This is a genomic window from Nonomuraea sp. NPDC005650, from assembly GCF_040605375.1.
Lineage (GTDB): Bacteria > Actinomycetota > Actinomycetes > Streptosporangiales > Streptosporangiaceae > Nonomuraea.
The window spans coordinates 1-19,198 of the sequence record NZ_JBEXCR010000097.1 but is presented as its reverse complement, the minus strand read 5'-3'; the positions used below and the strand labels follow the sequence as shown (position 1 = coordinate 19,198).

Here is a 19,198-nt window from a genome sequence, read left to right as displayed (position 1 = left end):
CGCGTGCGGTGTAGAACCAGGGCTTGTCCTGGGTGGCTCGGGTGAGTGCGAGGACGGCGGCCTGCTCATCAATCGGGATCACTGTCATCACCATCCCGCCACCGACCCCCACCCCCCCGGCAAACCACCAGCGACTCAGCCCTCCTGCCGGGCTGCATCACACACGTCCCCTGGCGTCCCGGGCAGGAGCCTCGATTCGGGGGAACAAGGGGTTACATGCACCCGGGCCGTATCGAGTGGGCTGAGGCAATCGAGCATTGCGCCTGCCGAAAACCTCATCCACCCAGCTCAAGCAGCATGTGAGTATTCGTGGAGTACTCCGCCGAGCCGATCTCGTCGGCGTACCTTCAGGTCGACGATTCCGGCTGGATCAGTGATCGGATCGGGGACGGCGCGGAGTGGAGCCGCCTGGTCCAGGGCTTGATGGGCCCGGTGCCGGTTGTACCACTCCTCATACTCGCGCAAGGCATTCCGCAGATGGCGCTCGTTCCAGAGCAGGCATCGATCCAGGAGCTCTCGACGGCACGACTGCACCCATCGCTCCATGACCGCGTTCATCCGCGGCATCCGGATACTGGTGAGCACGGTTTGGATGCCGACGTCGGCGAGGAGCTCCTCCGTCGGGGCCGGGAACTTCCCGTCCCGGTCGTGGATCAAGAAGCGCGCCAGCCTGCCTCCTCCAGATCCATGACGAGATTCCTGATCGCCTGGGTGACCCAGGCGGCGGTTGGGTGGGCGGTGGTGCCCAGCACGCGGATGCGCCGGCTTGCGTGCTCGATGACCGCCAGAACGTACTGGCGCTGCCCGTTCAAGGTGATGGTCTCGATGAAGTCGCAGGCCAGGAGCGCATCGGCTTGCGGCCGCAGAAAGTCTGCCCACGTGACCGACATTCGGTCAGGGGACGGGTCTATGCCTTCCTGTTTGAGGATCTCCCAGACGGTGGAGGGCGCAACCTTGATGCCGAGGATCGCGAGTTCACCGTGCATCCGGCGGTACCCCCACGAGGGGTTCTCCCGGACCAACCGCAGAACGAGCAGGCGGATGGACCGCACGGTGGGCGGACGCCCAGGTCGTTTCGGCCGACAGGTGCGGGCGTGCCGCTGCTTGAGCAGATCGCGGCGCCAGCGCAGGACGGTGTCCGGGCGAACGAGGAGCCGCAGCCGGCACAAGACCTCGCGGGGCAACGATGACAGGAGCGCGGTGAGCAAGGCTCGGTCCTCGGGAGCAAACCTCACCCTGGTGTCCGCGCCGAGCTGCCGTTCAAGAACGGTGATCTGGTGACGCAAGGCAAGAATCTCGACGTCCTTGTCCCGATCGCCCAGCGGCAACAACCTCAGCGCGGCAAAGACGTTCGTGACGGCCAGGTAGGCCAGGCGAAGAAGCACCAGTGATCATCCTGCCGTTGCCCTGCCCCTTTCGAACGACAGAGCCGGCGCATGTCGGTCGCGGTCAGGGAAGCCCGATGACCTGCACGGATGACATTATCGGCAGGGACAATGCTCGTTCTGCCCCTTTGCGATAACCACTCCCGCCGGGCAGGCACGCACTCTGGACCGCTTCGAGCAGTTCCCGGCACAAGGCGCGCTGCCACTGGCGATGGAAGAGATCGCCTTCCGCCTCAACCCGACACAGGGCCTGGTCGGCATGGACAAGACCACCCGCGTCGGGATCCGACTCCGCGACCTGATGGCCGAGCGGGCAGCCCTCGCACCAGTGCTCGCCGACCACCATGCACGGCTGGAACGCATCAGCTGGGCGGTATACCGGGTCCAGCGCGCCATCTTGACGCCCACCACCGTGGCTCGACGGATCGTCGCCATCGAGACCGGCAGCTGGGCCGCGATGGAAGCCGCGATCGACCGACTCAGCACGACCTATCAGGTAGAGGAACTCGGCGGCGTCCGACGAGCCGCGCACCGCCGACGCGGCGCCCTTCTGCCCACGCAGGAGGAGTTCTACGTCGCCGCCCCCTACATCGGCCCGGAGAAACACAGGTCGAGCTTTTGGAGGATGTGGGCCCAAGCAGGGTGATCACACCAAGCCTCGCCTCACCTTGCACAAGCCCGCCTCCAGCCCGCCAACGCGGGACTCACTTGGCCCTTCGACCCGACTGGCAAGCAGCCCTGGGCGTGGGAGGCGCGATCCGCCGCGTCTACGACCGACTGGCTTGCCCGCATAGGGCCCGGTGAGTGAGGAGCGCCATGGTGTCGGCCGACGCCACGGCCCTGACCGCGCCCAGCGGCGGCTACCTGATACCCGCTGTCCGCGACCGGCCCGCCGACACGACCCCGCTATCTCACGCCCTCCCAAGGCACCCCTTTCTAGGAGACGAGACGACATGACCGAGATCGCCCCGCAGGTGGACGAGAACTGCCGCGCCCAGGTCCGGAGCTGCCTGACCGCCAACCTGCCGCCCGACACCGACCCCGACCCGCCCACCGTCGACCAGCCCGGCAACCGCGGGCGGATCTGGGGCTACTGCCCCGGCTGCGGGCACGAGGGGCCGCTGCGCTCCGATGAGAACCTCGCGGCCGAAGACGCCGCCGATCACGCCTATCCCGGCTGGCGGGACATGCCCGTCGTGCGGGCCAGACCGTACGACCCGAGCGGCAAGAACGGCCCTCTGGTCACCGAGTGGGAGACAGCGTGCCGCCTCGCTTACCCGCGCGGGTGGTTCGAGCGCAAGGGGCCCGTTCGCGAAGAGCGGTACGGGCGCGGCCTGCGTCACGTGTACGGCCAGGGGCCCGGCGGCGGCTACGCCATGGCCGTCTGGTGGCCCGGCAACCCGCCCGGGGCGCTGTTCGACGCCTACACCGGCGTCCCGCTTCGGCTGCTCCGCGACGAGGCCGCCCAAGAGTCCCTGTTCGAGTAGGCCCTCCGCTCGGGTTCGTGCCACCCCGCTGCTCGGTCCGGCTGGCCCGCGCCACGTTCTCCTCAAAACAGCTATTTCCAGCAATAATCACCTCTGTCTTTCGCATATGTATCAAAGTGGCAAGTGGGCTAGGGCTTCGTCTTTTCAAGGCCGCTCTGTCTGAACGATCCAAACAGCGAAAAGGGCGGGACGTGGACATACGGATTTGCATCACCGGCGGAGACGCAGTAGAGGAACTGGCCGCGTTGTGGGAGTGGCTGCAGGATGAGGAAACCCTACACGGCGAGGTCAGCCCGGTGGAGAAGGAGATCGGGCAGGAAGAGCTCGGGGGCGCGGTAGAGCTGATCACCGTGGTGCTGGGCTCCGGCGGGGCCGGTCTTGCCCTGTCCCGAGCGTTGAACACCTGGCTGCGTACTCGGCGCGGCGACGTCAAGGTCACCGTCTCCGACGGGGAGCGGACCGTGGAATTGGAAGCCAGCAACGTCAAGGACGTCTTACCGTTGCTACGGGAGGTGCTCGGTGACGACCAGATTCCCTGATCCCTTCGACCGCTCGGAATCCCGGGCGGTCCTGATCGGCGTGGGCGGCTACGACGACCCTGAGTTCCCCCCGGTGCCCGCCGCGTTGAACAGCCTAGAGGCGATGCGCGGGGTGCTGACCACCCCGGGATTGTGCGGCTGGCCAGCCGAGCGGGTCACGGTGCTGAGGGATCCGCGTAACGCCGGCCACGTCGCCCGGACGCTGCGCGAGTTGGCCCGCAAGGCGCGTGAGGTGCTACTGCTGTACTACGTCGGCCACGGCAAGCTCACCGTCCGCGGCCAGCTGTGCCTGGCGGTGGCCGACTCCGTCGCCGACGCCCCCGATTACACCGGCATCGCCTACTCCTGGCTGGCTCAGGCATTGCGCGAGAGCCCCGCCCAGACGAAGATCACCATACTGGACTGCTGCTTTTCCGGTCAGGCCATCGAAGCCCTGGCCGCCGACTCCAGTGGCGGCCTGGCCGATCTCACCCACGTCGCCGGCGCCTACACGCTGACCGCGACCACCCGGAATCAGCCCGCCCACGTCCCGCCTCTGGCCGATCAGCATGGGACGCTCACCTCGTTCACGAGTCATCTGTTGGGCCTACTGCGCGAGGGGATCCCGGACGGTCCGGCGTACCTCACCTTCGCCGACCTGTTCCCCCAGTTGCACAGTCGCCTGGCCGCGGCCGGTCTTCCCCTCCCACACCAGCGCGGCACCGACACCGCAGACCGCTACCCTTTCGCGCGTAACCTCGCTGTACCCACCGGCCTTCCCGCCGTCGGCGCCGCTTCCCCCCGCACCTCGCCTCCGCAAGACCTCCCAACCACACGTGGCCGGCCTTCACCGCCGCGGCTCCTCAACAGGCGGGCAGTCGTGGCCGCAGTGACCACCGCGGCCGCCGCCGGGGTCGCGGGCCTTGTCATTCCGCCCTGGCTTGACCAGCGGCGTCGCGGCACCAGCCCCTCCGGCGCCCCGTCCGGCCAGGTCTCGACCGCCCCCAGCACGATGACCACCGCAGCGGCCCCCGCCACTCCCGCGAGCTCTCCCCGGGCCACAACCTTCATCTCCGATCTCCATGTCACTGCGCTGGCGATCGGGCAACTCGGTGACATGGCCATCGCCGTGACAGGCAGCTCCGACAACACGGTCCGCATGTGGAATCTGAAGACGCTCGAACAGCATGGCGAAACCATGAAAGGAACCCATCAGCCGTTTCTGAAGGACGCCATGAATTTCATCGAGGCAGCGGCGATCGGGCAGCTCGACGGCAAGACCATCTGCGTATCCATCGGTCTCTACGACATCGTGGTGTGGGACCTGGAAACCTGCCGACGGCTGGGCAAAACCATCGGAATCAAGCCTGATAATGGCCTCAATTTCGGCGTGAAGGTCGCGCAGTTCGGCGAGCGTACGGTCGCCGTGTGTGAAAGCCACGGTCCCTCGATCGACGTCTGGGACTTGGGGACTCGCGAGCGATACGGCGCACGTCTCACCGGCCTATCCGGCTCAGATGTGGCGGCGGTGGCGGTCGGACAACTCGACGGCCAGACCATCGTTGCCGCCAGTGACTCCGATGGAGGACTGGCGGTCTGGGATCTGGAATCCGGCCAGCAGCGCGGTGATCTCCTCAAAGGCCACACCGATCGGATCAACTCCATCGCGATCGGGCAGTTCGACGGTGAGGCGATCGCCGTTTCCGGCAGTGACGACGGTACGGTGCGCGTCTGGGACCTGGATACCGGCAGGCAGCGCGGAGAGCCGCTGAAAAGCCATCTCCGACCCGTTTATTGGGTCGGGATCGGGCAGCTCGAGGGGCAGCCCATCGCCGCCTTCATCGACGACGGCAACGCCATGCGAGTGTGGGATCTGCGGTCCGGCCGGCAGCGCGGCAAGACCTTACAAGACCGTCTTCCGCTCTTCCAAGGCATGGCGGCACTTGGTCGGCTCGAAGACAGAACCGTCGTCCTTGTAACCTCGCGCTCTGAGCGCGAGGAAGGCCCAAGGGCAACTCGGCTGTGGGACCTGGGCCCCGCCTGAGAAGTCGGCATGTCGTGAACGAAAGCCGTTACCAGCCATGCGATCGCTTCTCTATGTCTCTGCGCTGGCGATCGGATGGTTGGGCGACACGGCCATCGCGGTGACGGGCAACATTGACAATACGGTGCGCATGTGAAACTTGACGACGCTCGAACAGCACGGCGAACCCATGAAAGGAACCCCGGTTCGCGCATCCGTTGGGAGATCCGCGACGACATCCACGAAGCCTTCATGACCCTGGCCGCCGCCATCATCTGCTGGCGACGCCTCACCAGAACACCTGTTTGCTAGGACCGCAAGCGTCAGCGTGAACGGCGTTGCACACGGCCAAGCGGCGAAGCTGCTTGCTCCGCCGCCGGACGCACATCGTTTCTCCAGGTCAAGCCCGGGAGCGACTCCCTTGCGTGTCAGATCCGGGCGGTGCCGAGTTCGGTGAGCAGAGTGTCGAGCACGTGCATGGCGCGCCATGCCTTGGTCATGCCGAACTGCGCGGAGAACCGTACGACGGCACGGGCCTCCTCCGGTGTGGCGCCGGCGCCAAGGGCGCGCGTCAGGTGAGCGCGGAAGCTCTCCTGCAGGGTCTGGAAGAGCACGTCGACCGTCATCGTGATAAACGCTCGCTCACGGACCGACAGCAGTCGCATGCCCGCGCGCATCCGCGACTGCAGGTCCATGTAGGCACCGAACGGTGCGTCCAGGGCGGCCACGGCCTGCCGCATCGGCTCGGGGATCGGACTGCCCATGCCGTTGGCGTTCACCTCGTGGCCCTGGCCGGTGGGGGCGGGCAGGGCGTGCTCCCGTTCCAGGTCGGTCAGGCGGGCGAGCGCCGTCAGGGCGGCGGGGTATCCGCTGTCGTAGGCGACGAAGCGCAGCATCTCGCGCAGGTGGTCGGCCGACAAACCGCAGTCGGCCGCCATCGTCACGTGCTGCTCGAAGGACAGGCCGAGAGTCTGCTGGCAGACATCGGCGGTGAGGCACAGCAGGACCTTCTCGCGCCTGGTGAGCTCCGGGATCTCGTCCCAGAGCAGGTGGTCGGTGGCGGCGCCCATCTCGGCGAACACCGAGTCCAGTGCCTTCACCTGGTTCTCCATGAAATCCTCCATATGTAAACGACTGTAGCGCTACGACTGTAGTGCAACGCCCGTTCGCCTACAATAGGCCTCCATGGACAAGACCACCTCCGCCCCGGCCTGCCCTCGCGGTGGCAGGCAGGGCCGTAACCCGCGCGGCCAGGGCGAGCGGCTGCGGGAGGACATCATCGGCGCCGCCCTACGACTGCTGGACGAGCTCGGCGACGACCAGGCGCTGTCGATGCGCGCGGTGGCCCGGGAGGTCAGCGTCGCGGCGACCTCGGTGTACATCCACTTCGCCGACCGGGACGCGCTCGTACTGGCCGCCCTGGAGAGGTTCCATCGCAACCTCGTGGAGGCCGTCGATCAGGCCGAAACCGGTGCCGCCGATCCGGCGGGGAAGCTGCGTGCCCGCGTCCTGCTGCTGAGCAGGTGGGTCCAGCAGCACCCCGGCCTGTACAAGGTGCTGCACGAGAGCATGCTCAACCAGCGGGCGGCCATGTCGTTCAAGCAGGAACTGGCCGCGCGCACCACCGCCGCGGTACAGCGATGCATCGACGCCGGGCTCGCCCCGGCCGACGACGCGGCAGTGACCTCACTGGATCTGCGGGCGGCGGTTCACAGAGCTGTGTCGACGCGGGTCAACCAGCCCGACCTGCCATGGCCGCCGCTGGAGGAACAGGTCGCGCCAAGCTCGTCGGCCTCACATAGTCCCCGAGTCCACAGACGGATGGAATCCTCGGGCTATGTGGCTTGACGTTGGTGGGGCCAAAACCCATGCATGATCAAGGCGTCCACGATCGCTAAGTGGGGCCACTTCTCACGCGAACTGGCACCCTTGAAGATCACCAAGTGGGGCCCAGAGGAACGGGAAAGTGGGTCCGTCTTTCACGCGAGAAATCACCTCCGCCGGACAGCCGATGAAGGATGGATCATCGACCTCTCACCGGAGGGACACCAACCCGACGTGTCGACTCGTGTCTTTCCCGGCGTTCAGCAGCCGCTCTGCATCGCAATCTTCGCCCGATACGGCACGGGCAACCGGGAGACTCCCGCGCTGATCCATCACATCAGCCTGGCGGGGCATCGCTCCGAGAAGTTCGCGCGCCTGGCGGGCTGTCGACGGACCTGCATGGGCCGACTGCGCAACCGGCTGGCCGGATCGACTCCAGCCCGTCGAAGGGGAAGACTGGCATAGCTACCCGGCGCTCGGAGACCTGATGCCCTGGCAAGCTCCCGGCATCAAACCCAATCGGACATGGGTGTATGACCCGAGCCCCGACACCCTACGAACACGCTGGGAACGCCTGATCAAAGCTCCTGCCAGCGATAAAGCCATCCTGTTCAAGGAGAGCGACGCCCGTAAGATCGACAGCCTCGTACAGCCGATCACCGGTTTCGTTATTCACCATGGGACGATCAAGGATGAGGCTGGCCCATGTCCTGCGCCAGTCCGCGTCGGCTATCGATCCTTCGATAGGCAATGGGTGATCCCAGATAATCGCGTTCATCACCGCCCTAGCCCTGATTTGTGGAGAGTGGCGGGTGACGCCCAGGTATTCGCGTCTGAACAGCATGCACATCCCATCGAGAGTGGCCCCGGTCTGGTCTTCACCGCCCACGTGCCGGACATGGACCACACCGACGGCCGGGGTGGGCGAGTGCTTCCGCTCTACCGTGATCGAGCTGCCGGTTCGCCCAACCTCGCTCCCGGCCTGACGCCCCTGCTCTCTCACCGTCTCGGCCTGTCCGTCACGGCGCCCGACATGCTGGCGTACGTAGCGGGGGTGACCGCCCACGGCGGCTACACGGCTCGCTTCGCCCAGGAACTCCGAACCCCTGGCGTACGGGTGCCGCTCACAGCCGACCCGGAGCTATGGACCCGAGCCGTACACCTAGGGAAACGCATCATCTGGCTGCACACCTACGGCGCGGCGTCGTGGTGTTCGGACATGGCGTAGCCGAGCAATCGGCGGGAGAACAGGTCCTCGACGGCGGCCAGGTAAATCTTGCCCTCGTCGGTGTCGATCTGCGTCACATCGCCGCACCACAACACATCCGCAGCGGGCGCGGTGAACTTCCGCCGGACCAGATCCGGGGCAGCCGGCCGCTTGCCCTGCCGGGTCAGCGAGCGCGGCTTGCGCCGTCTGCGGGCGACCAGGCCGAGCTCGGCCATCCTTGCTGCGACCGTGTTCTCCGACACCCGCCGGCCCGCCTCATGCAGATCCTGGGCGATGCGAGGCGAACCATAGGTGCCACCTGACGCCTCGAATGAGCGGGTGATCTCCGCATCCAGATCGGCCCGCCGCCGCTGGCGGGCGGTCAGCGCATCGTGGCCGATACGGTTCTTCCACTTGTAATACCAGGACTGCGAGACGCCCAGCGCCCGGCAGGAGATGGTGTGGTCGATGCCGTACTCGGTCTTCTGGGAGCTGATGAAGGCCGCCACGCCTACCGGCCCATCGCCTCTTTGACCCACAAGACCACGGAACGCTTGAGCAGATCACGCTCGTCTTCCAGCTCGGCGCGTTCCTTCTCCCACGCCGCCTTCTCACGCGCGTGCTGCTTGGCCAACTCGGCCTTCTCCCGCCGCAGCCGCGCCAATTCCTCCTGCTCGGACTCCTTCAGCGTTCCGCTCCCGTCGCCGTCGCCGTTGTACTGCTCGGCGAGCCGATCCATGTGCACCCAATTGTGCAACATGTACGGGCTGATCCCCAGATCCCGCGCCACCTGGGCCACGGGCTTGCCAGTCTCCTTGACGATACGCAGCGCCCCAGCCCGAAACTCCGGATCAAAGCGCCGCCGCGTGACTGCTGCCACGACCAAACCTCTCCCGGTTCGGTCTCCACGCTACGGGGGGATGCACACCACCCCGTTGCGCGTACCTCATACTCCCGCTCTACCGCGAAGACCACACAACACCACAGTCCAGACGGACCCTGCGGGTTCAACCGGAGTACATCTTGTGCACAATGTGAATGCTTACCCTGTGTGCCGAACTCTGTCCTTTACGCAACGTCACGCTCTATTGCATATGGTCACGCGTTGGGGACAGCGAATGTCACCCTGGCCACACCCTGGCCCTCCGCGGGATGTTGTGTTAGAAATAGTTTTCAAGATCATGACATACTTGGAAAGACATGTTGAACCGGAGATCAGGATACACATCGGAGATGAAACTTGTCTCAACCTACCCGCTGGACAGCTCAATCGCCTCTAGGAAGTCACAGAAGTCAAGGCTCCCGTCTTAGACAACTGGCGGATTTGGGAAAGGAGGAAGAACTACCCTCGGTTCCGGACAGCAGTCGCCCTCCGCACAGGCGTCTCATGCTGGGCGGCATCGCAATGACCAGGCAAGTCAGCCTTGAATTGCCCGGTGGTCTGCCGTACGAGAAGTGGCAGCAGATCGGTGAGCATATCTTTCGCATCAACGACTCCTCGTCCTGGTGGCTGGGCGACTGGCTCGCATACGGCGAACGGATCTACGGAACCCGCTACCGGCAGGCCCTGCAAGAGACGGCGCTCGATTATCAGACCCTCCGGAACTATGTCTACGTTGTGCGTCGGTTCGAAGTGTCCCGCCGGCGGGACAAGCTGAGTTTCCAGCATCACGCAGAGCTCGCTGCTCTTCCACCTGCTGAGCAGGATAAGTGGCTTGATCTCTGCGAGTATCACGGGTGGTCCAGAAATCGTTTGCGGCGAGAACGCCGGTCTGACAGACAAAACGGGCCCGGCGGCAACGGCGGGACGGAAGGTGTGTCAGCCGGTGATCAAGCAACGACCGTACTGCTTCACGTGCCTCAGCCACAGCGACAACGTTGGAGCCTGGCCGCAGATCATGCTAACCGCAGTTTCGAGAAATGGGTGATGGCGGCGCTCGATCGAGCGGCCGATGCCGCATTGATAGCGGATGGTGAACGACCACAATCGAGATGATCGTTCACGGCTCACTTGCGGCGGCTTCGCGGGCGATCTCGGCGTATCCAATGTCTGAACCGCCCCGACTTTCTTGAAGGCCCTGAAGCCAGCATGATCGTGCTGGCGGAAGGGAGAGTCAAACGCGATGCCAGCCCCCAGGAAGTACCCGCAGGAAGTGCGCGAGCGCGCGGTGCGGATGGTCTTTGAGGTTCGCGAGCAGACCGGCCACGCGCCGAGTGCCATCGCCCGGGTAGCCCAGCAACTCGGCGTGCACCGCGAAGCGTTACGCGGCTGGGTCAGGCAGGCCGAGGTCGACGAAGGGCAGCGGCCAGGCACCTCGACGGCCGATGCGCAGCGGATCGCCGAACTCGAGCGGGAGGTCCGTGAACTGCGGCGAGTCAACGAGATCCTGAAGTCCGCGGCCGCTTTTTTCGCCCGGGAACTCGACCCCCGACCGCCCTGATAGTCGCCTTCACCGTCAGCAGCGCCGGACGTGGCGGCTCGTCCGGCCAGCCAGGCGCAGACGGCCGCATCCAGGGCGTCGGTGGCGACCTGCTCGAACAAACGTCGCACGGTTGATTCGTCCGGTGGCTGCCATGCTCGGCTCAGCGGATCCCGCCGGACGCCGAGTGCGGTCATCACCTGGGCGGGAGCATCGGCGATCCACTCACCGATCGCGGTGAACGAGCGCGCGCCGGCCAGCACGGCAGCCGCGGCACCTGCCAGTAACGACGCCAGCGCATGCCGGACGCCACGTGGATCACGGGGGTCGGGAAGTCGCTGGAAGCACTCCAGCAAGTTGAGGCAGTCGGCGGCGGAGGCAGCCACCGGCCCGTGCTCGGCCAGTTGGCCAAGGGCAGCACTGATCGACGATGATGAGGGGACAGGCACGGTCTTCTCTGGTGATCATTAGGCGTCGAGAACCTCATGATCGCGAAGGTCGTGCCTGTTCTCGTCCTCAGAGGGGTCTCCAGGGGCCCCTTCGGCAACCCCGGAACAGTCACTCCACGAAACGGACACTCAGCCTGTTACCGATACTTCGCCGTGGCCCTGGGTTCACACCGCCAAGGCGGCCGCCTCCGTCGCTGACATGCACACCGCCCTGCGTCGGCTCTCATCGCCGCCAAATATCGAGCAGGTCGCGCTGGTCAGGCGAAATCCGAAGAAATCCTGGCCGACCTACTGGCCTGGCAAGACGCCGCGTGACCCTCATTCGAAAGAGCGAAAGTCAAGGTGGTTGCACGAACAACGCTCGCGGGTTGAAAGTCAATAGTTGCGAGACTTCGCGATGGTGCCTTGACTTATGAAACTTTCCACTTCTACCCTACTCGAGACATTGCATCCAAGGCGGAGGACGAAAAAGTGGAAACCGTAGCCTCGTACTTCAATCAGAAAAAGGATCTCGGCCCGATTGACAACGCCCGTATCTACAATGTGCAGGGGCCGGTCCTGGCCACCCCTGCGCTGACCGGAGTCATCGCGGCCGTCGCCTTGGCGACGCAGGTGGACGCCGAGTGACAGTGGATTCTCACGAGCTGAGCACGCGGTAACCGAGTAGGCCCACACCCGGATCCAAATGGGAACGGCGACCCGTTTCTCCGTCGGCAAGCGGATACACGCTGGCGGAGAAACACCCATCGACCAATTGATATTTGGAGGGTACGTGCGACTGTCCAAGAAGATTATCGACATAATGACTGGCCCCATCTCCATGTCGCGGGAACGCGCTATCGGCTCTTCCGAGCGTCTCGCCGCCCTGACGACCCTGATGTCGTCTTTTGAGTACCTGGCCCAGCGTGATCAGATTCGTAAGGGCGGACTGAATGACTGGTCGATCATCCGCGACACGCAAGTGCATTCTGCACCGATCATCCGGCGCGTGTCGGATGCAGTGAGCTCGGAGAAGGCGACAACGTTTCTTCATGTTGCCCGTACAGCCGTCAGCACGGCCATGCTTATGCCGGGGAAAGGAAAATGGCGGGGCATCGCCAATTTGTTTCTCGCCGCTTCCACGGCTACCCTGTTTCCCCGTCATAGGTACGGCACCGATGGAACGGACCAAGTTACCGTGCATGTGCACCTGGCCACTGGCGTGGCCAGGCTGGCCTCAGCGACGCAGACAAAGGACGCGGCACTCTGGTACGTCGCGCTCCAGGCCAATCTCTCCTACATCGTTTCTGGGTGGGTCAAGCTCATCGGTGAACCTTGGCGGGACGGGTCTGCGTTGAATGGGGTCATGCGCACCGTAACCTACGGACACAAACCGACATTTGAGCTCATTCAGCGATTTCCGAAGACTGCAAAGCACGTAACACGTGGCGTGCTGCTGCTTGAATGCCTGTTCCCGGTTGCCTATCTAGCCGGCGGCCGACTGGCCAAGCCGATAGTCGGATCCGCAGGAGTGTTTCACGTGACCAACGGACTCCTCATGGGGCTTGGGCGCTTCGTGCCTGCTTTCGCCTCCATGCATCCGATCATCGCCTACACCTCGGCCCCCGCTACCCATCCAGCTGTGGAGGGCCGTGATGACCGAAGCGTGGCTGTGGCTGCCACCCTGCTGGTGGGGGGCCTTGCGATCGCAGGCGTGGCGGCGAGTGGCCGCAGAATGCGCATCCTCGAGAGCTGGCCTCGGTCGCGAACAACGATCACACGCCATGGGAACACCATCCAGTACGAGCTCAGTGGTAATTCCGCTGAAGATGCACCGATCATGATCTTTCTTCCTGCCTTGGCAGCAACCGCTGAACACTTCTCCTGGATCGCCGACAGGTTGCGGCGCCACGGTAAGTACGGGCTGCTGACATATGCCCGTGCCGGATATGCCAACAGTCGGCGTCACAAGGCGTCCCCCTTCAGCGTGGAGGAGTCCGTCGACGACCTTGCAGATCTGATTGATCACGTCATTCCGAAAACGCGCAAAATCGTGCTGATCGGCCATTCCGTTGGAGGTGACCTCGCCAGGCGCACGGCAATCCGCTTGGGCGAGAGGGTCCACACGGTGGTTTATCTGGACTCAGCGCATCCCGGAGAACTGCTCCGATCCCAACAGCAGAGTGACATCGCGAAGTATCTCACTAGCACTCTCTCCTCCATGGTGTGGTCGCTCCGCATGGGGTTGGGAATACTCATGCCTCGTCCCGATTGGCTGGAAGCTCTGCCAGCCACCAGTCGGCAGCGAGTCTACGCCCAGTATTCAGACGTACGTCTGTGGGAAGCAGCTCGGCGAGAATGGAGCTGTGTCGAAGCGGACTTCCGAAACTTCTCTGGAGAGCTACCACTCGTCGCCGCGCATGCGCTGGTGGTCTCCGCACAACGGACCATTCAGCTCGATCCCGAGCAGTTGGTGCTGCATGACGAAATCGCAGACGCACACCGGCAAGGGGGCCATTCCGTGAAGACGTTCACGGTGCAAGGGGCGGGCCACGACAGCATGATCACCGACAGTCGATTCGCAAACACTGTCGCGGACCAAATAATCTTGTTCTTGAATGCCAAAATATGAGAACGCAGTTGTTTCTCATCAGAACCGATCACGACACGAAAAGGATGCGATCAAAACGATGCAACCGCTATTCGGCGCAGCCGCCGTCAAAAAGCTGTTCACCGGTCCGGGCGCCACCATACGCGTCGTAGGCGCAGCCCTGCTCATCAGCACCATCGCGGCACAGCATCCGATCCCTTTATTCAGAAGATTCAAGTCGGCAGACCCTTTTTCGCTACTGCCCAACTGGCGTTTCTTCGCGCCGAATCCATCGATGCACGACATGCATCTGATTTACCGTACGCTCGATTCTGGAAACGACACTTCGGAATGGCGTAGCATAGACGTTCTCTCGGAGCGAAAGTTCCGTCAGATCGCCTGGTTTCCGACGCGCCGGCTTAGCAAGTCTGTTTTCGACCTCTCCAGCGATATTTTGCAGGTCATCCATAAAGGGTTCGGTTACATAATTCAAATCCCTGCCTATCGGGTACTCATCGAATATCTTCGCGCCCACATCCGGGATGGCACCGAGGTCGATGTCGTCGGATTCCAGTTCGCTCTGGCACGCTCGACCGGCTACGATCGCTCGTATGACCCAGAAATAATTTTTACGTCGCCGTACACATCGATGCAGGTCACATGAAGCGCCAGGTAGGGGTAACTAAAGTCTTGAGCGAGATCAGCGACATCGGATATGGACAACAGTTCGCCGGGTGGTATGACCGCATCATCCCGAAGGACGCCCATGCTGATTACATCGCCAAGAGGATCGCGGAGCTGCACCCCGCGGCAGGGGCGGGGACGCTGGAGCTCGGCGTCGGCACCGGACGTATCGCCCTGCCTCTTTCGCGCGAAGTGGGGCATGTCGTGGGAGTGGATTCCTCCTTGGAGATGCTGGCCGCGTTCGAGGCGGAGGCCAACTCCACGAAGGCCGATGTCAGCGCCGTGCACGGGGACATGCGCACCTACCGGGACTCTCGAACGTTCGGCATGGTCTACAGCGTGTGCGGCAGCCTGTCACTGCTGTTGACCCCTGCCGAACACCGGCTAGCCTTTGAAAGGGCTGCGGAGCTGTTGATTCCGGGCGGCATCTTCGTTGTGGAGGTATTCGGCAGACATGCAATCGCCGCGCTGCACAAGGGCGATCGGCACATCAGCTATTTCGTCCCGTACTCTGCACCGGGCAGTGGTCTGCGGACCGAGGCAGAATTAGATCTTGAGCAAAACCTTTGGTCATGCCGCCACACCCTCCATGACGATGACGGCACTACGAGGGTGGGTTCGGATCGCGTCTACCTGACCACGCCGGAGCAAGTGGACACCTATGCCGGCAACGCCGGATTCGGGCTTGAGAATCACTATCCGAGCTGGGACGGCGCCGGCGAACTCCAGGACGCGGCACTGTTCATCTCCGTCTATAAGCGACCTGCCGCGTGAACATCCGAGCCATCGCCAAAGGTCAACGAGGTCTGCTGTCCCTAGCCATCATCCTAGGCATCCTGGGAGCGGTCGCATCTCTTGCTCAACCGCTGCTCATTGGCGAGTTGATCGCTGGTGTAGCCAGCGGCGGTTCGCTGGTGCAGCCCATAGCCTTCGTCATCGCACTGTTCGTTACGGACGCGTTGCTGACCGGCCTGCAAGCTTATCTGGTAGGGCGCGCCGGAGAAAACATCGTTTTCGATATACGGAGAACGCTGACCAGCAGGCTGCTCCGTGCCAGCATGTCCGCCTTTCGCCGGCTCGAACATGGTGATGCCTTCACCCGCGCTGTGACCGATACCGCGTTGGCTCGCATCGCGCTGTCGGATTCCCTGGCCCAGATCATTATCAGTGGTTTCATGGTGATCGGCGGGATCGTATTGATGGGTTGGATCGACACATCACTTCTACTGGTGACGTTAGCGTGTCTTGGCTCCGCGAGCCTCGTCTCACTTCTACTCGCGCGTCGGCTCCGCAAGGCCGCACTAACGCATCGGCGCGAAACCAGCTCGTTCGGCTCCGGGTTGCAGCGTGCCATGGTGGCGATAACCACCGTAAAGGCGTCCCTGGCAGAACAGCGAGAAGAAGACAGCATCAGTGAACGCGCGCGTCGGGCGCAGCGTTCAGGAGTGCACGTAAGCGCTCTGACCGCGCTTCTCACCCCCGCGATGAATGTGGGAACGCAGGTCTGCCTCGCGGCCGTGATTGGCTTCGGCATGGCTAGAGTGGCGAGCGGGACCATGGAAGCCTCCAACCTTACCGCCTTCGTGATGTATCTCTTCTATCTGGTCTCGCCACTGGTCACGCTCTTTATGGCGCTCGGCCGTTTCCAGCAAGGCAGGGCGGCCATTGAGCGAGTCACCCAATTGGGGAAGATCGAGCAGGAACCAGTCGGCTCAAGTAAGCGGCCCCAGATCGAAGCTGATATCGCGGTCGAGTTCGGTCATGTCACCTTCGGGTACAAGGCCGACACCGAAGCGGTCCTCGATGATGTTTCGTTCACAGTGCCGAAACGGGGACTAACCGCGATCGTCGGTCCGTCCGGCGCGGGAAAAACCACGATCTTCCAGCTCATCATGCGCTTCTACCACCCAATCAAGGGGACCGTCCGCGTAACCGGGGCAGATGTTGAGGGTATATCGATTGAGCACCTACGCAGTGCCGTGGGCTATGTCGAACAAGAGGCCACCTTGCTGCGTGGTACGATCCGCGAGAACCTGATCTACGCTAATCCACGCGCTACCGAGGCCGAGATGACTTCGGTTCTGCGGGCCGCTCACCTGAGCGATGTCATCGCTGCCCTTCCCGAAGGGCTCGAAACCGACCTTGGCGAACAGGGAGTCGGGCTGTCCGGTGGACAAAAGCAGCGCCTAGCCATTGCTCGTTCGCTGTTGTTGCACCCCCGTGTGCTGCTGCTGGACGAGGCTACGGCGCACCTGGACGCGCACGCCGAAGCGGCATTGCGAAGGACGATCGCGGAGGTATCCCGCCACTGCTCCGTCATCATTATCACCCACCGTCTCGATACAATCTCCGATGCCGATCACATCGTTTTTCTGGAGGGCGGGAAAGCTCGCGCCCAAGGCCCTCACGCCGATCTGATGGAAAGCGATGAACGTTATCGGAAACTGGTCATAGAGCACCTGAGCATCTCAGGTCGCGATCCGCAGCAATTGGCCGGGTGAGGAGCCAATGGACGTTGCCATCGTCGGCACCGGCCCCAATGGGCTCTCTGCTGGTGTCACTCTTGCTCGGGCAGGCCTAAAGGTCGAGTTGTTCGAAGCGGCCGATAGTATCGGCGGTGGTCTTCGTACCCACTCACTCTTCGATAGCGAAGTGACGCACGACATCTGCGCCGCGATACATCCGATGGCGGCCTCGTCATTCTTCTTCCGCACCTTCGATTTGCCAGCGCGCGGCGTTGAGCTGTTGTCCCCGGAGATTTCCTACGCGCATCCGCTTGACGGTGGACGAGCTGGCCTTGCCCACCGAGACCTAGTCACCGCCGCCGCACATCTCGGCCCTGACGGGCCCAATTGGTGGCGGCTGATGAGGCCACTCCTAGACCATAGCGAGGCAATCGTCGACATGATTCTTTTCGGGCAGCGGCGCCCGCCTCGTGACCTGCGTGCTGCCGCCCTGCTGGCTACCCGAGTGATCGTCGGGGGCACACGTATGGGCGCTGCGCGGTTTACCACGGAGGAAGCCCGGTCTCTGCTAGGGGGAGTAGCGGCGCATGCCATGGGTAAACTCCCCAGCCTCGCTTCCGGTGCGGTGGCGATGTTGCTGGGCCACCTCGCCCACGGCGTAGGGTGGCCGATTCCACGGGGCGGTAGCGCACGCATCGCTGAAGCCATGGCCACCGACATCTTGGCCCATGGCGGCGTGTTTCACACCGAACATATGATCAAAGACATCCACGAGCTCAAGGATTATGGCCTGGTATTTTTTGACACGAGCATGAAGGGGTTCCTCTCGATAGCTGGCGATCGTCTTCCATATCGCTATTCTCAGCTCCTGCTTAATTTTCGCTACGGGCCGGGAGCCGCTAAGGTTGACTTTCTAGTGTCCGAGCCGATCCCATGGGCCAATGCCCAAGTAGGCAAGGCCGGAACTGTACATCTTGGCGGCACCTACAGTGAGATGGTCCAGCAGGAAACTGCTACCGCACGAGGGATCGCCACGGCGGAGCCGTTTGTTCTCGTAGTCGACCCGGCCGTTGCTGACCTGGATCGCGCGAGACCAGGAAAACGCCCCATCTGGGCGTACGCACACGTGCCCAACGGGGATACCCGCGGCCTTACACATGTCATCAGTCAGCGAATCGAACGATACGCACCCGGCTTCAGGGACACCATCGTGGCCGCGCGCGGTATCTCCGCATCAGACTATGAGAGTTATAACGCCAACTACGTTGGCGGGGACATCGGTTCCGGAGCCATGACGCTCTATCAGGCCATCGCTCGCCCCGTCCCCCGTCTCGATCCCTACAAAACTCCCATACGAGGGATTTATCTGTGTTCCGCCGCCACACCGCCTGGGCCCAGTGTTCATGGCATGTCCGGCTATCTTGCGGCTCTCAGCGCATTACGGCGGGAGTACGGACTCTCTTCGCCTCCCTCCCTGTCCCCGCAAGAGGGGGTATCCCTCTAGTACTCCAGTGACACCTCGCGATCTTGAGGGGGCGGGGTCACATGGCGACGTGCGGGTGCCGATTAATCATCCGGCCAGGTCAAGCTACGTGTCGGTATTCCTTCAGAACGCCTCCGAGCCGATCATGTCGGCGGATGTTCAAGGAGGTGATCGAGGCCGAGTCGATGTCGGGATCAATGAGCGGTCGAAGCGGGGCAGCCTGTAGGAGAGCCCGATGAGGCCGGTGTTCGTTATAGAAGGTCTCGAACTCGCGGAGCGCATGCAGAAGGTGGCGCTGGTTCCAGATCAAGGTTCGGTTCAGCAGTTCGCGCCGGCAGGTCTGGATCCATCGCTCCATGATGGAGTTCATCCGCGGCATACGTACGCCGCTTTTGATGATGCGTACTCCCGCATCGGCCAGCACAGCGTCGAAGGCCGCGGTGAACTTGGCGTCTCGGTCACGGATGAGAAACCTCGCTGCGGCGCCCTGCGCCTGCCGATAATTCCGTTCATGCAGGTCAAGCGGCATGTGAGTATTTGCGGAGGACTCCGCCGAGCCGGTCTTGTCGGCGTACATGCAGGTCTATGATCCGCGTCGGATCCGTGATCGGATCGGGGACGGGGCGCAGCGGGGCCGCTTGGTCCAGGGCTTGATGGGCTCGGTGCTGGTTATAGAACTGTTCG

21 protein-coding genes and 1 pseudogene are annotated in these 19,198 nt (G+C 63.4%); 15 read left to right on the top strand and 7 right to left on the bottom strand.

The genetic code is table 11. The features are described 5' to 3' along the window. Nucleotides 1–288 precede the first annotated feature (288 nt). On the bottom strand, nt 289–585 hold the full coding sequence (locus ABZS69_RS66040) for an integrase core domain-containing protein (RefSeq protein ID WP_355395123.1): 297 nt from the start codon (nt 583–585) through the stop codon (nt 289–291). A gap of 68 nt (nt 586–653) precedes the next feature. After that, nucleotides 654–1,385, bottom strand: a complete 732-nt coding sequence (locus tag ABZS69_RS66035; protein ID WP_355395120.1) for a hypothetical protein — start codon at nt 1,383–1,385, stop codon at nt 654–656. 211 nt (nt 1,386–1,596) lie between these two features. Here ABZS69_RS66035 and ABZS69_RS66030 point away from each other — a divergent pair, with 211 nt between their 5' ends. From ABZS69_RS66030 to ABZS69_RS66010, 5 genes are all read left to right on the top strand, one after another. Next, complete coding sequence (locus tag ABZS69_RS66030) at nt 1,597–2,031, top strand: hypothetical protein (protein WP_355395117.1); 435 nt, start codon at nt 1,597–1,599, stop codon at nt 2,029–2,031. A gap of 307 nt (nt 2,032–2,338) precedes the next feature. Next, a complete protein-coding gene (locus ABZS69_RS66025; protein WP_355395114.1) occupies nt 2,339–2,872 on the top strand; it encodes a DUF6349 family protein in 534 nt (177 codons plus the stop codon). Between the two features lie 191 nt (nt 2,873–3,063). Further along, nucleotides 3,064–3,411 carry a hypothetical protein gene (locus tag ABZS69_RS66020; RefSeq protein ID WP_355395111.1) on the top strand — a complete coding sequence of 116 codons (348 nt, stop codon included), beginning with the start codon at nt 3,064–3,066 and terminating at the stop codon, nt 3,409–3,411. Next, nucleotides 3,392–5,434, top strand: coding sequence for a caspase family protein (locus tag ABZS69_RS66015; RefSeq protein WP_355395108.1), 2,043 nt, complete (start codon nt 3,392–3,394; stop codon nt 5,432–5,434). The genes ABZS69_RS66020 and ABZS69_RS66015 overlap by 20 nt, the downstream gene beginning before the upstream one ends. 132 nt (nt 5,435–5,566) lie before the next feature. Next, nucleotides 5,567–5,725 carry a hypothetical protein gene (locus tag ABZS69_RS66010; protein WP_355395105.1) on the top strand — a complete coding sequence of 53 codons (159 nt, stop codon included), beginning with the start codon at nt 5,567–5,569 and terminating at the stop codon, nt 5,723–5,725. 116 nt (nt 5,726–5,841) lie between these two features. On the opposite strand, the gene ABZS69_RS66005 is transcribed toward ABZS69_RS66010, so the two are convergent. Beyond that, nucleotides 5,842–6,525, bottom strand: a complete 684-nt coding sequence (locus ABZS69_RS66005) for a carboxymuconolactone decarboxylase family protein (RefSeq protein WP_355395102.1) — start codon at nt 6,523–6,525, stop codon at nt 5,842–5,844. A gap of 73 nt (nt 6,526–6,598) precedes the next feature. On the opposite strand from ABZS69_RS66005, the gene ABZS69_RS66000 reads away from it, so the two are divergent. Both ABZS69_RS66000 and ABZS69_RS65995 read left to right on the top strand, forming a co-directional pair. After that, complete coding sequence (locus ABZS69_RS66000; RefSeq protein WP_355395099.1) at nt 6,599–7,261, top strand: TetR/AcrR family transcriptional regulator; 663 nt, start codon at nt 6,599–6,601, stop codon at nt 7,259–7,261. Nucleotides 7,262–7,724: 463 nt separating this feature from the next. Next, nucleotides 7,725–8,465 carry a type ISP restriction/modification enzyme gene (locus tag ABZS69_RS65995; protein ID WP_355395096.1) on the top strand — a complete coding sequence of 247 codons (741 nt, stop codon included), beginning with the start codon at nt 7,725–7,727 and terminating at the stop codon, nt 8,463–8,465. Here the strand turns inward: ABZS69_RS65995 and ABZS69_RS65990 are convergent. Then, nucleotides 8,429–8,953 (bottom strand): IS3 family transposase, encoded by a 525-nt coding sequence (locus ABZS69_RS65990; RefSeq protein ID WP_355395093.1) that lies wholly within the window; start codon nt 8,951–8,953, stop codon nt 8,429–8,431. The two genes, ABZS69_RS65995 and ABZS69_RS65990, sit on opposite strands and share 37 nt — an antisense overlap. Before the next feature lie 2 nt (nt 8,954–8,955). After that, nucleotides 8,956–9,324, bottom strand: a complete 369-nt coding sequence (locus ABZS69_RS65985) for a transposase (RefSeq protein ID WP_355395090.1) — start codon at nt 9,322–9,324, stop codon at nt 8,956–8,958. A 507-nt stretch (nt 9,325–9,831) separates the two neighbouring features. On the opposite strand from ABZS69_RS65985, the gene ABZS69_RS65980 reads away from it, so the two are divergent. Together ABZS69_RS65980 and ABZS69_RS65975 are read left to right on the top strand one after the other, a co-directional pair. Further along, nucleotides 9,832–10,440, top strand: coding sequence for an LmbU family transcriptional regulator (locus tag ABZS69_RS65980; protein WP_355395087.1), 609 nt, complete (start codon nt 9,832–9,834; stop codon nt 10,438–10,440). A gap of 127 nt (nt 10,441–10,567) precedes the next feature. Then, nucleotides 10,568–10,885, top strand: a complete 318-nt coding sequence (locus ABZS69_RS65975; RefSeq protein ID WP_355395084.1) for a transposase — start codon at nt 10,568–10,570, stop codon at nt 10,883–10,885. A 59-nt stretch (nt 10,886–10,944) separates the two neighbouring features. Here ABZS69_RS65975 and ABZS69_RS65970 read toward each other — a convergent pair. After that, nucleotides 10,945–11,250: pseudogene (locus ABZS69_RS65970) on the bottom strand (transposase family protein); the annotation flags it as partial. 534 nt (nt 11,251–11,784) lie between these two features. Between ABZS69_RS65970 and ABZS69_RS65965 the strand changes: the two are divergent. The 6 genes from ABZS69_RS65965 (at nt 11,785) to ABZS69_RS65940 (ending at nt 18,535) form a co-directional block, all read left to right on the top strand. Then, a complete protein-coding gene (locus tag ABZS69_RS65965; RefSeq protein WP_355395081.1) occupies nt 11,785–11,940 on the top strand; it encodes a hypothetical protein in 156 nt (51 codons plus the stop codon). A 145-nt stretch (nt 11,941–12,085) separates the two neighbouring features. Continuing rightward, nucleotides 12,086–13,924, top strand: a complete 1,839-nt coding sequence (locus ABZS69_RS65960) for an alpha/beta fold hydrolase (protein WP_355395078.1) — start codon at nt 12,086–12,088, stop codon at nt 13,922–13,924. Next, the gene (locus ABZS69_RS65955) at nt 13,911–14,546 is read left to right on the top strand and encodes a hypothetical protein (RefSeq protein ID WP_355395075.1); all 636 of its coding nucleotides are present in this window, start codon (nt 13,911–13,913) and stop codon (nt 14,544–14,546) included. Before ABZS69_RS65960 ends, ABZS69_RS65955 begins: the two co-directional genes overlap by 14 nt. Next, the gene (locus tag ABZS69_RS65950) at nt 14,543–15,340 is read left to right on the top strand and encodes a class I SAM-dependent methyltransferase (protein ID WP_355395072.1); all 798 of its coding nucleotides are present in this window, start codon (nt 14,543–14,545) and stop codon (nt 15,338–15,340) included. The genes ABZS69_RS65955 and ABZS69_RS65950 overlap by 4 nt, the downstream gene beginning before the upstream one ends. Then, entirely contained in the window at nt 15,337–17,067 is a 1,731-nt protein-coding gene (locus ABZS69_RS65945) for an ABC transporter ATP-binding protein (protein WP_355395069.1), read from the top strand. Before ABZS69_RS65950 ends, ABZS69_RS65945 begins: the two co-directional genes overlap by 4 nt. Nucleotides 17,068–17,074: 7 nt before the next feature. Further along, entirely contained in the window at nt 17,075–18,535 is a 1,461-nt protein-coding gene (locus tag ABZS69_RS65940; protein WP_355395066.1) for an NAD(P)/FAD-dependent oxidoreductase, read from the top strand. Nucleotides 18,536–18,614: 79 nt separating this feature from the next. On the opposite strand, the gene ABZS69_RS65935 is transcribed toward ABZS69_RS65940, so the two are convergent. Then, nucleotides 18,615–19,091 (bottom strand): integrase core domain-containing protein, encoded by a 477-nt coding sequence (locus tag ABZS69_RS65935; RefSeq protein ID WP_355395063.1) that lies wholly within the window; start codon nt 19,089–19,091, stop codon nt 18,615–18,617. Nucleotides 19,092–19,198: the final 107 nt, after the last annotated feature.

Bases quoted from the DNA above. Each gene is read 5' to 3' on its own strand.
- ABZS69_RS65940 (WP_355395066.1), top strand. From the start codon at position 17,075: ATGGACGTTGCCATCGTCGGCACCGGCCCCAATGGGCTCTCTGCTGGT.
- ABZS69_RS66030 (WP_355395117.1), top strand. From the start codon at position 1,597: ATGGAAGAGATCGCCTTCCGCCTCAACCCGACACAGGGCCTGGTCGGC.
- ABZS69_RS66025 (WP_355395114.1), top strand. From the start codon at position 2,339: ATGACCGAGATCGCCCCGCAGGTGGACGAGAACTGCCGCGCCCAGGTC.
- ABZS69_RS65950 (WP_355395072.1), top strand. From the start codon at position 14,543: ATGAAGCGCCAGGTAGGGGTAACTAAAGTCTTGAGCGAGATCAGCGAC.
- ABZS69_RS65995 (WP_355395096.1), top strand. From the start codon at position 7,725: ATGCCCTGGCAAGCTCCCGGCATCAAACCCAATCGGACATGGGTGTAT.
- ABZS69_RS65975 (WP_355395084.1), top strand. From the start codon at position 10,568: ATGCCAGCCCCCAGGAAGTACCCGCAGGAAGTGCGCGAGCGCGCGGTG.
- ABZS69_RS65955 (WP_355395075.1), top strand. From the start codon at position 13,911: ATGCCAAAATATGAGAACGCAGTTGTTTCTCATCAGAACCGATCACGA.
- ABZS69_RS65935 (WP_355395063.1), bottom strand. From the start codon at position 19,091: ATGTACGCCGACAAGACCGGCTCGGCGGAGTCCTCCGCAAATACTCAC.
- ABZS69_RS66005 (WP_355395102.1), bottom strand. From the start codon at position 6,525: ATGGAGAACCAGGTGAAGGCACTGGACTCGGTGTTCGCCGAGATGGGC.
- ABZS69_RS66000 (WP_355395099.1), top strand. From the start codon at position 6,599: ATGGACAAGACCACCTCCGCCCCGGCCTGCCCTCGCGGTGGCAGGCAG.
- ABZS69_RS65980 (WP_355395087.1), top strand. From the start codon at position 9,832: ATGCTGGGCGGCATCGCAATGACCAGGCAAGTCAGCCTTGAATTGCCC.